This window comes from Cupriavidus sp. 96C5-1 (assembly GCF_057798855.1).
The window spans coordinates 145,951-157,916 of sequence record NZ_JBYOJU010000016.1 but is presented as its reverse complement, the minus strand read 5'-3'; the positions used below and the strand labels follow the sequence as shown (position 1 = coordinate 157,916).

The window sequence follows — 11,966 nt, the reverse complement described above, 5'->3', positions numbered from 1 at the left end:
ATTCCGAAGAATCTCGCTCTTTCGAGCGGTCGCTCACTCTCAGAAAACTGACTGGCTACGTCCGAAGACATAACCAACATGTTTTACTGTGCGAGCACTTTATAACTTGTAAGCTAAAAGACCGAAGCCTTCCGCATCCGCTATCAAGCGCCCACACTTATCGGTTGTTTGTTTGTTAAAGAACTGGCCGCGGTTCGCTTTGCTTACCGCGTCGCTGCGTTGTCTGCAGCAGAGAAACGAGATTATGAAGCGTGATCATCGTTTCGTCAACAGGTTTCGCAAACTTTCTTTGCTGCGGCCGGCGCCTGAACACGGCTCGCCAACCTCCCCTGCCAACCCCCGCAACCCTGGTCCCGTCTGCGTTGCAGCGGTCTTTGTATTGCGAAGGGGGCGAATACTAAAGCGCCCGCATCATCCTGGCAAGCCCCATTCGAAAATTCTCATGGAGCCGGGCCTGGACCCGATGCGGGCGCGAGACCGCGCAAGGCGGCCTGGGGTGAGGACTCAGCCCTGCTGGCTTTCCTTGAACTTCGCCAGCGCAATGGCCAGCGCAGCGCCGCCAATGGTCTTGACCAGCGTGGGATGCTGCGCATAGAAGCCGGCAATCTGGTCGACCACGCCCGGATGCGCCTGCTCGGCATGGGCCGCGATCTCCTGCACCTGTGCCGGCGTGAGCTGGCTGGCTTGCTCGGGCGTGACCTGGGTGGCGCCGGGCTGCAGCAGGTTGCCCAGCGCGCCACCCGCCGCACCGGACAGCACGGCGGGGCCCAGCGTTGCCAGCAGCTGGTTAAGCATGCCGGCTTGCTGCGCACCGCTGGACTGGCCGAACAGTTCACCCACCATATTGCCGAACGCCGGCGTCTGATCGGAACGGAAGGCGCTGGCCAGCACCTCGCCAAGCGCGCCCGCCGGGGCGTTCTGCGCTATGTGGTCCACCTGTTGTTCGGGCGTGCCGCCGAGGGCAGTCGCCGCGCTCTGCAAAAAATCCATCAGGCTCATGATCGCGTTCCGTGTTTCGCTATGTCTTGTTTGCTTGTTTGGCTAGCCTAGCTCTTCTTGCTGATGAGGTGATAGGCCAGCAAAAGAATCACCGCGCCGACCACGGCGCCGATGAAGCCCGCCGATTGCCCTGGGCGATACCAGTGCAAAGCCTGCCCGAGGAAGGTAGCCGCCAGCGCGCCGCCGATGCCAAGCGCGGCGGTCAGGAAGAAGCCGCTAGGGCCGTTGCCCGGGGTAATGGCGCGTGCTACGAGCCCCGCCACGAAGCCGATGAGAATCGTCCAGATCAGGTGCATAGGTCACGAGAAGGAAAAAGGAATGCGCCCCCAGCGAGGCGCACCCCGAATCGCCGCATTACTGTGCGGCGGACTTGGCCGGCGTTGCCGGCTTGGTATGCTTGGTGCCGTGCGTCTTGGTACTCTTGTGCGTGCTCTTTTCGACCTTGACCGGCTCTTTGGTGGCCTCGGCAGCAGGTGCCTGGGCGAAAGCGCCGGCAGCAAAGAGGCCGAGGGTCAGGATGGCGAGAACCTTCTTCATGTCAATCTCCAGGTGAGCCGCGCATCTTGCGCGTTGCCTGTAGAAACGGCCCGGCGGCTACACGTGTTGACAGCCTGCGCGCAGCGCCGTGTAACAGTTCGTATCCGGCGCTGGCCGACCAGGCCAGCATCCGGGCTCAGCCCGGAATGCGCAGCGTCTGGCCCGGGTAGATCTTGTCCGGATCGCTCAGCATGGGACGGTTGGCCTCGAATATCTCCGGGTAGCGGGCGCCGTTGCCGTAGCACTTCTGCGCAATGGCCCAAAGGGTGTCCCCCTTGGCCACGGTATGCCACTGCGCGGCGGCGGATTCGGCGCTGACGGTCATGTCGTCCTGCACCTTTTCCACGCCCTGGACATTGCCGCAGCACAGGATGATCTTCTCGCGCGTGGCCTGGTCGGCGGCCTGGCCGGAGACAGTCACCACGCCCTGCGCGCCATCGACGGTGACGGACAGGCCGTCGGCCGACAGGCCCATGCTGGCGATATACCCCTCGATCGAGGCAGCCGCCGCGCGATTGGCGTCATCGACGATGCTTGTCGCATCGGCCGCAGGCGCCGCCTTTGCCGTGCCAATGCCAAGCAGTTTCTCGCCTGCATCCTTGATGAAATCCAGCATACCCATAGCCCACTCCAACCGAGTCAGAAAATTGATGAACGGACCTGGAACCCAGCCCGATAGGTGGGGAGACTAGCGCAAGGTACCCGCCAAAAGCAGGGTGTTGACAATCGTTTGCAATTGACGTCTGCGGCATAATGCCAGCAGGAAAGCAGAGAAGAACAAAAGAATACAAACAGGACGACAACACACCGATGACCGCTTCCTCGCTTGGCAAGACCAGGCTCGACTGGACCACGCTGGGCCTGCTGACATTTCCGCCATTGAGCTGGGCCGGCAATGCCATCGTCGGCCACTACGCCGCGGGCGCCATCCCGCCGATCACGCTGAACTTTGCCCGCTGGGCGCTGGCCGGGCTGCTGCTGGCGCCCTATGTCCGGCGGGGCGTGCGCGAGCATGCCGCGGCCCTGAAGCAGCACGCCGGTGTCATCGCCGCCATGGGCATGCTCTCCGTCTCGGTCTACAACGCCATGCAGTACCTGGCGCTGACCACGTCGTCACCGATCAATGTCACCCTGATCGGCGCCTCCGCGCCGATCTTCCTGCTGATCATCGGCGCACTCTTCTTCCGTGAGCGGGTGCGCAGCCGGCACGCGCTGGGCGCCCTGCTCTGTCTGGCCGGCGTGGGCGTAGTACTGCTGCGTGGCGAGCCGGAGCGGCTGGCCCAGCTGGATTTCGTGCCCGGCGACCTGTTCATGCTGGCGGCCACCATTACATGGAGCGCCTACACCTGGCTGCTGCGCAAGAAGCGGCCAGCCCTGCCGCTGGCCGTGCTGCTGTTCGCGCAGATCGTGGCGGGCGTGCTGGCCAGCGTGCCGTTCGTGGCGTGGGAGCTGTGGACGGCGCCTGTGCCGATGCACTGGAACGGCAAGGTGATTGGCATCCTGTTGTATGTGGCAACGATCCCATCGCTGCTAGCCTACTTTTCCTGGGACCGCGCCATTGCCCGCGCCGGAGCCCAGTTGCCGGTCTTCTTCTTTACGCTCACGCCTGTGTTTGCCGCGCTGATGTCGACCGCGCTGCTGGGCGACTGGCCGCGCTGGTTTCACGCGGCCGGGCTGGCCGCCATCGTGGCGGGCATCTGGATCGCCAACCGGCGCTGATGCCCGCCGCCTTCGCTACGCCGGCATGGCCTCTTCCAGCCGGAAAACGGCGACCGACTGTTCCATGCGTTGCGCCTGCTCCCGCAAGGCGTCGGCGGCGGCAGCGGCCTGCTCGACCAGCGCGGCGTTCTGCTGCGTGACCTGATCCATCTGGGTGACGGCCTGGTTCACCTGCGCAATGCCGCTGCTCTGTTCGCGGGATGCATGGCTGATCTCGTCCATCATGGCGGTCACACGCTTGACCGCGGCAACAATGCCGTCCATGGTCGCGGCAGCATCGCCCGCCAGCACGGAGCCAGTCTCGACGCGCCGCACCGACTGCGAGATCAGGGACCGGATCTCCTTGGCGGAGCTGCCCGCGCGCTGCGCAAGGCCGCGCACCTCGGTGGCCACCACGGCAAAGCCGCGGCCGTATTCGCCGGCGCGCGCCGCCTCCACCGCGGCATTGAGCGCCAGGATATTGGTCTGGAAGGCAATGGCGTCGATTACCGCGATGATCTCGGCGATGCGCCTCGAATCGGCCTCGATCTCGCCCATGGTCTGCAACACGCGCCCCACCGAAGCGCCACCCGCCACCGCGATATCCGACGCCTCGCCGGCCAGTGCGCTGGCCTGGTCCGCGCTGCCGGCATTCTGCTGCACGATCGCGGTAAGCTGCTCCATGCTGGCGGCGGTCTGCTGCAGGGACGACGCCTGCTCCTCCGTGCGCTGCGACAAGTCCAGGTTGCCCTGCGCGATCTCGCCAGCGGCAACCAGCACGTTCTGCGCCCCCATCTTGGTATCGCCGATCAGCGCGCGCCAGTTCTCCACCAGCGACAGCAGGTGGCGCTTCACCTCGCTGAGTTCGTCGCTGCCCCGCACCTCGATCCGCAGCGCCAGGTCGCCGCCGTTGATCCGCGCCACCATGCTGGCCACTTCCCGCACGTCCTCGTGCATGCCGCGGCTGAAGCCCGCGAACAGGTAGAACGCAGCGCCAACGGCAAGCAGCGCCACGCCGGCCAGCACTTCCAGCTGCAGCGCGCCGGCGGCGATGCGCTGCGCCAGCATGGCGCGGGCGATGGCGTTGAATTCCTTGTTGACCGATGAAACCGCATCGATGGCGGCGGTGGCTTCGCCGAAGTACGCCTTGGCATCGATGGCGATGCCGCCCGTGCCGAGCATCTTTTCCTTCAGCGTGCGATGGAAGGCGTCCATGGCGGCCAGCTTCGCCTGCGCCGCTTCCACCCGCGCGCGATAGTCCGGAGCACCGCGCGTCACGCGGCCGATATCGCGCCGCACGGATTCCAGGCCGTCCTGGATCTGCTCGGCCAGCGCGGCCAGCTCGGCCTGCTGCGCCGCGTCGGAATATCCGCCCTGGCTGATGATCGCGGCGCCCCGGCCACGCGCCAGCGCGCTCAGTTCGGCAAGCTTGGGCATCGGCCCCACCATCAGGTTGACCAGGTAGTACGAGCCGCTATCCGGGTCGAGCGCGAGCGAGGAGCGGTCGGCCACATCGCCGATAAACAGCCGGGTCTGCTTGACCAGTGCGCTGTGCATGTCGAACAGCGGCCCGGCCGTGACGTCCAGGCCCGTTTCATGCATGCGTTTCCACGCCTGCCCCAGTGTTCGCGTGTCCGCGCTCACGTCGAAGCCCGCCGCCGCGTCGGCTTGCCTGATCAACGCGTCGAGGTATGTGCCGGCCTTGGCATCCGCGGCATCGAAGGTGGCGCGGAATGCCGCATTGCCGGCCAGCACGGCATTGGCTGCGCCGCGCCTGACCTGCGTTTCGCGCATGAAGTCGAGCGCACGGTCGACGATGGCGAGGCCCCGCAGTTCGTCCTGCGCGGCGCGGACCGATTGCACCGACAGGCTCAGGACCGCATAGAGCGAGCCGCTCAGCGGGATCAGGAACAGGACTGCGAGCAAGACCAGCTTGCGGGTGATATCGAGGCGCGCCATCAGGCGCACTGCGGGAGAAAGAAAGGTAGCCACGAGAGATCCCGAAAACGCATGAATGCGCCTTGTATCGGCCATCCGGCAGCTTACTGAAGCGATGTTTCGCAGTAATTCCGGCCTGCACAAACACGGGGCGGAAACAGCACAAGGCAGGTGCAGGATGCTCGAAAAGCGGGCGTAATGCCGGCGTGAAATCGGTGACATACGCGCCAGGATGGGATACGTACCGGACACGAAACGGACGCATAAGCCGCGTACAACCGAAGTGAAGGAAAAAAGGAACGCGAGGTCTGCCGGCTGCCTCGCCAAGACGAAAAACGCGCCTGAACCAATGGACGGGAGTGCTGTCTTTTCCCAGGCGGCGGCGTCCACCCCCGCCGGTCCGCGCGATCAGGATTTTCAACCAGGAGTAGGCGATGCTGAGTCCACACGAATTTGCCACCTTGCTGCTGGCCCGCGATGTGCATGATCGGCGGGAACTCGATCCCGTGGATCTGGAAGCGCTACTGGAACGCGGCCTGGTGACGCTCGAGGAATGCGCGCCGGGACAGGCGTGCCCGCATATCACATCGCATGGCTATGCCTTGCTCAGGGCGGTAGGGTGGCAGGGAGAGACGGCCAGGCCGTTGTGCGGCGGGCCTCATGACCAGGAAGCATCCGCCCGGTAACGCTGCCGGATGGTGCCGGCCCGGCACCGCTCAATGAAAGTCGCGGCTGGAGACCATCAAACGGCCCAGCAGCGGGCTCAGGTCCACCAGTTCCTGCGCCACCAGGTGCCTGACTTCTCCCTGCCGCTGCCACATGCCGATCACGCCCAGCAAGGTGGCGCCCAGCACTTCCCTGCGCTGGCGCTCGATCAGGTCCGGCCACAGGATCACATTCACGACACCCGTCTCGTCCTCGATCGAAGTGAAGATGGTGCCGCTGGCCGTAGCCGGACGCTGGCGCACCGTGACAATGCCGCAGGCCCGCACGCGCCGGCCGTTGCCGCAACGGGCCAGTTCCAGCGCCGTGGCGTATTTCATGGCGGCCAGCCGCGGCCGCAGCAGCGCCAGCGGATGCGATTTGAGCGACAGGCCCAGGCTGGCGTAGTCCGCCGCCACGTCCTCGCCCAGCCGCGGCGCCGGCAGGCGTAGTTCGCTCTCGGCCGGCGGCGCTTCATAGAGCAGGTCGCGGTGGGCCGCCTGCAGCGCGGCGGCACGGGCCTGCCAGCGCGCCTGGCGGCGATGCCCGGCCAGGCCGGACAGCGTATCGGCGGCAGCCAGCGCATCGATGTCATGACGGTCCAGCCGCGCCCGCAGCACGAGGTCTTCGACGCTGGCGAAAGGCTGCTCGGCGCGTGCCTGCACGATGCGCTGGGCCGCGGCTTCGCGCATGCCGCCCACGCGATCGAGTCCGAGCCGCACCGCCGGCTGCGCACGCTCGCGCACTCGCGCCGCAGGCTCCGGCGCCGCGGGCTCCAGCGTGCTTTCCCAGCAACTCACCGTCACATCCACCGGAAGGATGGTCACGTGGTGGCGACGGGCATCCTGCACCAGTTGCGAGGGCGAATAGAAACCCATCGGCTGGCTGTTGAGCAAGGCGCACAGGAAGGCCGCCGGATGATGGCACTTGATCCACGCGCTGATATAGACCAGCTTGGCGAAGCTGGCGGCATGGCTTTCCGGGAAGCCATATTCGCCGAAACCCTCGATCTGCTTGCAGATGGCCAGCGCGAAGGCTTCCGGATACTTGTTGCGGGTCAGCGCCTTGACCAGCGCGTCCTGGTGCTTCTTCAGGTCGCCCTTGCGCCGCCAGGCCGCCATCGAGCGGCGCAACTGGTCGGCCTCGCCTGGCGTGAAGCCGGCTGCATCGATGGCCAGCTGCATGACCTGTTCCTGGAAGATCGGCACGCCCAGGGTCCGGCCCAGCACATCCTTGATCACCTCATTGTGATATGCCGGCGGCTTGCCGGTGCGCCGCAGCTGCTCGCGCCGTTTCAGGTAGGGGTGCACCATGCCGCCCTGGATCGGCCCCGGCCGCACGATGGCCACCTCCACCACCAGGTCATAGAACGTGCGCGGCTGCAGCCGCGGCAGCATCGACTGCTGCGCCCGCGATTCCACCTGGAACACGCCAATGGTGTCCGCGGCGCAGATCATGTCGTAGGTCTGCGGGTCTTTCCGGGGAATGTCCTGCATCCGCAACGGCGCGCTCGAGCGGGTCGGAATCAATGCCAGCGCGCGCCGGATCGCCGACAGCATGCCCAGCGCCAGCACGTCCACCTTCAGCAGGCCGAGCGATTCGAGGTCGTCTTTGTCCCACTGGATCACGCTGCGGTTTTCCATGGCCGCGTTCTCGATCGGCACCAGGCGCGACAGCTTGTGCCGCGCGATCACGAAACCGCCCACATGCTGCGACAGATGCCGCGGGAAACCCCGCAATTGCGCGGTCAGGCTGGCCCACTGCCGCACCGCCAGCGCGTCCGGGTCCAGCCCGTACTGGGCGATGCGATCGAGAAAGGTCTTGCCGCCATCCCACCACGCCTGGCCCTTGACCACCTGCTCGATCACGCTGGCATCGATGCCGAGCGCGCGGCCAACGTCGCGCAGCGCGCTGCGCGAGCGATAGGTGATCAGCGAAGCCGCCAGCGCGGCACGGTCGCGGCCGTATTTTCCGTAGATGTACTGGATGACTTCCTCGCGCCGCTGGTGCTCGAAGTCGACATCGATATCGGGTGGCTCGTCGCGCTCGCGCGACAGGAAGCGGCCGAACAGCATATTCGCGTCCTTGGGATGGACCTCGGTAATGAACAGGCAATAGCAGACCAGCGAGTTGGCCGCCGAGCCGCGCCCCTGGCACAGGATGTCGCGGCTGCGCGCGAAACGCACGATATCGTGCACGGTCAGGAAGAAAGGCTCGTAGTGCTTTTCCCGGATCAGCGCGAGTTCGTCCATCAACTGCTTTCGCCACTGGTGCTTGAGGCCGCCGGGGAAGCGCCGCAGCACCCCCTTCATGGTCTCGCGGCGCAGGTAGCTGAAGGGTGTCTCGCCGGGCGGGACCAGTTCCTCCGGATACTCGTAGCGCAGCGTCTCCAGCGAGAAATCGCAGCACGAGGCGATCCGCACGGTTTGCGCCAGCGCCTCGCGCGGATAAAGCCGCGACAGCCGCTGCCGCATGCGCAGGTGCTGCTCGGCGTTGGACGCCAGCGCCATGCCGCACTCGGCCAGCGGCTGGCCCACGCGGATGGCGCTCAGCACGTCGGACAGCGGCTTGCGCGAGCGCACATGCATGGTCACCGCCCCGGCCGCCGCCAGCGGCAGGCCGGTTTGCGCCGAGACGGCCTCCAGCCGCAACCGGTGCAAGGCGTCGGCATGGCCCTGCAATAGTTCGAGCGCGATCCAGCCGCGCGAGCCGAAGGTCTGCCGCATCCACTGCGCCTGTTGCAGCAGCGCGTCGGGCTCGGGGCAATAAGACGGCAGCAGCAACGCCAGGCAGTTGGGCATGCCGCGCAGGTGAGCCTGCTCCGGCTGCGGCGGCGCGGCCAGGTCGTCGGGATGCAGGCGGTAGCTGCCCTTCTCCGCCCGCGTGCGGCCCAGGGTGATCAGCTCGCTCAGGTTGCCGAAGCCTTCGCGGTCCTGTGCCAGCAGCACCAGGCGCAGCACCGGCTCGCCGGCGTGGCCGGTCAGCGTGAAACGGCTGCCGACCAGCAGGCGGAAATCCTGCGCGGCGCGCGCCTGGGCGGTGCGTTTTTCATGGCGGCGCAGGCGGGCCTGGCAGGCTTCGCCGGGAGCCGCGGCCCTGCTGGCGGCGGACGCGGAATCCGGATCCGGCCCGGCAAGGGGCTCGCCATCCGCGCCGTGCCCGCCATCGGGCTGGCCGGCTTCCTCCCTGTCGTCCTCGGTGGGATCCTCATCGTCATCATCTTCATCCAGCCCCGCAGCCAGCCGCGCCGCGCTGCGCGCGGCCGCGTCGCGGGTACGCTCGCGCAGGTCTTTCAGCGCGTGATGCGCGCGCGCCGTGCCGGCCACCGAGCATTCGTCGGTCAGCGCCAGCCCGCGGTAGCCCAGCGCAAACGCGCGCTCGATCAGCTCGACCGGATGGGAAGCCCCATCCAGGAACGTGAAATTGGAGATGCAGTGCAGCTCCACATAATCCGGCAATGCCGGCAGCAGCGCCGAAAGCGCGGACGGCAAAGCGGAAAACGAAGGCATGGCTGGCTTGCTGGACATGACGAGGATGAGGCTCAGGCGAACAAGCCATGCAGGAACCAGCGGTACTCACCGCCTTCCTCGCGCCCCGGACGCTGGCGGTAGACCCAGCAGCGCAGGCCATCGCCCCGCTCGGCGATGAAATAATCGCGCGTGGCGAGCGCGCCATCCCACCAGCCGGATTCGATGCGTTCCGGCCGCGACAGCAAGGTCAGCGGCCCGCCATGACAAGGCCGGTGGCGCTGCACGGTCAGTGGCAGCGGCTGTTCCAGCAGCCACAGCGGGCGCTCGGGGAGACCCGGCGTGGCCCGCGCGCCCTCGCGCGGCGAACCTCCCGGCATTTCGTCGGCCGGGCACCAGCGGTTGGCGCGCTCGGGCCGGTGGTCGGCCAGCGGCCGGGGCTGCAGCACGTTCTCGCGGCCGAGCCGCGCCATCAGCGTATCGAGCAGGCGGCCCAGCTCGGCCGGCGTGCCGCCCGGCTCCGGGAACAGCGAATCGCTCTGCGGCAGGCAGGTCTCCATGGACTCCACCAGCAGCAGCAGGCCCACCGCGGGCACACTGAACTGCAGCTTGTCCAGCCGCTCCTGCAACAGCTTCGACAGATGGACCGGATCGCGGCTGGGCTGCGCCAGGCCGATCGTCACCGGCGTAGCCGGGGTCTCGCAGCCAAGCCGGTAGCGCTCATGCTCGAGCCGCAGCACCAGGCGGGTCACGCCGGCCTGCTGCACCGCCAGCCAGCCGGCCAGCGCCAGCAGCAGGCGCTGCGCGCCCGCCATCACACCCTGGACGGATTCGGTACGGCCGGGCAGCTCCATGCGCTGCGCGAAGGCCGCGGGCGCGCTGAACCAGGTAAAGCGCACCGGCACCTCGCCATAAGCCTGGTCCAGCCGTGCCAGCAGATCGGGCCCCAGCCGTCGCCGCAGGCCGGCACGCGGCAGGCCGCGCACCTCTCCCACGGTGCGGCAGCCGATGCCGTCGAGCCAGCCGTCGTCGGCCAGACCGTGCAGCATGGCCACCGGCAGCCGGTCCAGCAGGCGCGCCATGCGGGCCGGCTGCACCGCGCGCCGCGCCGGCCGCACCATGGCGCCCCGGCGATCCCGCCGCAGCGGCTGCGCCGCCAGCCACGCGGCGCCGAAGGCCGTGGGCCCGCAACCGAGCTGCAGGAATGCGCCCAACCGGCGCACCCGCGCATACACCGCGCGGCACAGCGCAAGATGGCCGCCGAACAGCCGCAGGCTGGCACCGGCATCGATCATCACGGTAGCCGCATCGGGATCGGGATGAAGCGCGACATGCGGCGTGAAATGCAGCAGCGCCAGTGCCAGCGCCGTCATCAGCTGCGCCTCGGCAACCGGCTCGCGCTCCAGTTGCACCACCTGCGCCGACAAGGCCTGCACGCCGCCGCGCCGCATCCCGGCCTGCACTCCCAGCGCCACCGCCGGCCCGTTGGCCAGCACCACGCGCTCGCGCTCCATCACCGCCACCGGCACGCTGTGGTGCAAGGCGCCAGCAGAGGCATGCGAGGCGGAGTCAGGCCAGTTCGGCTGCAGCGCGTCCAGCGACAGGCGCGGCAGATGCACCGCGATCCAGTACGACATGGGCTTGCTCTCCCGCAACGGCATGGGAAACCGTGGCATGTAGGGGCGCCAGAGGCACCGGCGCCGGCGACGCGGATTCCGCCCGGGCGGGCACCGCCATCATCTCGCCCAGCGGCAGCACCAGCGGCGTATCGCGCACCGGCCCGCGCCGCTTATGAAAAGTGATCGACAGGGCATTGCCAGGCAACGGCGACAACAGCAGCCGCAACACCGCCGGCGACGATTCGCGCAGCACGCTGGCCGGACGGCACACCCAGGCCACCGCATCCCCCGCCTGCGCCAGCACCTGCAGACGGCGCAGCGCCTCCGGACGCGCCGTGGGCAGCCACACCATCACCCCGCCAAAAGCCTGGCTGCGCAATACCTGCTCCGCGGCCCACAACACATCGGCCTGCGCCACGGCCCGGTCCGCGCCAGCGGGGGGACGCACCCAGAACAACTGGTGCGCTGGCAAACCCCATTCGGCCATGCACATGGCATTGGGCAGGTACGGCGGCCCCACCAGCGCCAGCCGGCGCTGCGCAGCGGTCAGCGCCCGCAGTGCGGGCCGCAGCAGGCGCAGCTCCCCAACACCCGGGTCGGCGAGCAGCAACTCAGTCAGCGCACCCACCGGCCAGCCGCCCCCGGGCAACTCGGCCGAGAGCGCCGCATGCCCCGTGTCCAGGGCCGGCACGCTGCCCACCCGGCCCAGATGGCCAAGCTGCCCTGCCCGCCACAAGCCGGGATAACGGCGCTCCAATGCGTCCAGCGCGCCCTGACGGGCCGAAGGCGCCTGCGCCAAGGGCGAAACGCCCGACAAGTCGGGCGCAGGGGCAAGGAATGGCGAGGTCATATGACGTTTGCGACTCAGTCCGAAGCTGAGTGGGGGATTTGCTGGTGAACACTGTATATTTATACAGTATCCGCAAGCAAACCGGCAAGCATCAAAGAGAAAAGCTCCCCTACAGCGGAAGATTCAACCAATCACGCTGTCCGCCCGCCCCTGACC

At 67.6% G+C, this 11,966-nt stretch carries 10 protein-coding genes; 2 read left to right on the top strand and 8 right to left on the bottom strand.

The annotated features are described in order from the left end of the window. Positions 1-504: 504 nt before the first annotated feature. From AC3FOF_RS19190 to lysM, 4 genes are all read right to left on the bottom strand, one after another. Positions 505-999 (bottom strand): hypothetical protein, encoded by a 495-nt coding sequence (locus tag AC3FOF_RS19190; RefSeq protein WP_017230371.1) that lies wholly within the window; start codon positions 997-999, stop codon positions 505-507. A gap of 47 nt (positions 1,000-1,046) precedes the next feature. Further along, positions 1,047-1,295 (bottom strand): GlsB/YeaQ/YmgE family stress response membrane protein, encoded by a 249-nt coding sequence (locus AC3FOF_RS19185; RefSeq protein ID WP_017230370.1) that lies wholly within the window; start codon positions 1,293-1,295, stop codon positions 1,047-1,049. A gap of 58 nt (positions 1,296-1,353) precedes the next feature. After that, positions 1,354-1,536 carry a hypothetical protein gene (locus AC3FOF_RS19180; protein WP_017230369.1) on the bottom strand — a complete coding sequence of 61 codons (183 nt, stop codon included), beginning with the start codon at positions 1,534-1,536 and terminating at the stop codon, positions 1,354-1,356. A 136-nt stretch (positions 1,537-1,672) separates the two neighbouring features. Continuing rightward, positions 1,673-2,158 (bottom strand): peptidoglycan-binding protein LysM, encoded by a 486-nt coding sequence (lysM, locus tag AC3FOF_RS19175; protein WP_017230368.1) that lies wholly within the window; start codon positions 2,156-2,158, stop codon positions 1,673-1,675. Between the two features lie 188 nt (positions 2,159-2,346). Between lysM and AC3FOF_RS19170 the strand changes: the two genes are divergently transcribed. Then, the gene (locus AC3FOF_RS19170) at positions 2,347-3,255 is read left to right on the top strand and encodes a DMT family transporter (RefSeq protein WP_017230367.1); all 909 of its coding nucleotides are present in this window, start codon (positions 2,347-2,349) and stop codon (positions 3,253-3,255) included. A 15-nt stretch (positions 3,256-3,270) separates the two neighbouring features. On the opposite strand, the gene AC3FOF_RS19165 is transcribed toward AC3FOF_RS19170, so the two are convergent. Beyond that, positions 3,271-5,226 (bottom strand): methyl-accepting chemotaxis protein, encoded by a 1,956-nt coding sequence (locus tag AC3FOF_RS19165; protein ID WP_488727488.1) that lies wholly within the window; start codon positions 5,224-5,226, stop codon positions 3,271-3,273. 380 nt (positions 5,227-5,606) lie between these two features. Between AC3FOF_RS19165 and AC3FOF_RS19160 the strand changes: the two genes are divergently transcribed. Next, a complete protein-coding gene (locus AC3FOF_RS19160) occupies positions 5,607-5,858 on the top strand; it encodes a hypothetical protein (protein WP_017230365.1) in 252 nt (83 codons plus the stop codon). Positions 5,859-5,888: 30 nt separating this feature from the next. Here the strand turns inward: AC3FOF_RS19160 and AC3FOF_RS19155 are convergent, their stop codons facing one another. The 3 genes from AC3FOF_RS19155 to imuA are packed head-to-tail and all read right to left on the bottom strand — an operon-like array spanning position 5,889 to position 11,810. Then, positions 5,889-9,383: an error-prone DNA polymerase gene (locus tag AC3FOF_RS19155; protein WP_488727487.1), complete on the bottom strand. Its 3,495-nt coding sequence runs from the start codon at positions 9,381-9,383 to the stop codon at positions 5,889-5,891. A 32-nt stretch (positions 9,384-9,415) separates the two neighbouring features. Then, positions 9,416-10,978, bottom strand: coding sequence for a Y-family DNA polymerase (locus AC3FOF_RS19150; protein WP_276268333.1), 1,563 nt, complete (start codon positions 10,976-10,978; stop codon positions 9,416-9,418). After that, positions 10,911-11,810: a translesion DNA synthesis-associated protein ImuA gene (gene imuA, locus AC3FOF_RS19145; protein ID WP_488727486.1), complete on the bottom strand. Its 900-nt coding sequence runs from the start codon at positions 11,808-11,810 to the stop codon at positions 10,911-10,913. Before imuA ends, AC3FOF_RS19150 begins: the two co-directional genes overlap by 68 nt. Positions 11,811-11,966 lie beyond the last annotated feature (156 nt).

What these genes read in the sequence shown, in the direction of transcription:
- imuA (WP_488727486.1), bottom strand. Translation starts at nt 11,810, where the DNA reads ATGACCTCGCCATTCCTTGCCCCTGCGCCCGACTTGTCGGGCGTTTCG.
- AC3FOF_RS19170 (WP_017230367.1), top strand. Translation starts at nt 2,347, where the DNA reads ATGACCGCTTCCTCGCTTGGCAAGACCAGGCTCGACTGGACCACGCTG.
- AC3FOF_RS19190 (WP_017230371.1), bottom strand. Translation starts at nt 999, where the DNA reads ATGAGCCTGATGGATTTTTTGCAGAGCGCGGCGACTGCCCTCGGCGGC.
- AC3FOF_RS19150 (WP_276268333.1), bottom strand. Translation starts at nt 10,978, where the DNA reads ATGTCGTACTGGATCGCGGTGCATCTGCCGCGCCTGTCGCTGGACGCG.
- lysM (WP_017230368.1), bottom strand. Translation starts at nt 2,158, where the DNA reads ATGGGTATGCTGGATTTCATCAAGGATGCAGGCGAGAAACTGCTTGGC.
- AC3FOF_RS19155 (WP_488727487.1), bottom strand. Translation starts at nt 9,383, where the DNA reads ATGCCTTCGTTTTCCGCTTTGCCGTCCGCGCTTTCGGCGCTGCTGCCG.
- AC3FOF_RS19180 (WP_017230369.1), bottom strand. Translation starts at nt 1,536, where the DNA reads ATGAAGAAGGTTCTCGCCATCCTGACCCTCGGCCTCTTTGCTGCCGGC.
- AC3FOF_RS19185 (WP_017230370.1), bottom strand. Translation starts at nt 1,295, where the DNA reads ATGCACCTGATCTGGACGATTCTCATCGGCTTCGTGGCGGGGCTCGTA.
- AC3FOF_RS19160 (WP_017230365.1), top strand. Translation starts at nt 5,607, where the DNA reads ATGCTGAGTCCACACGAATTTGCCACCTTGCTGCTGGCCCGCGATGTG.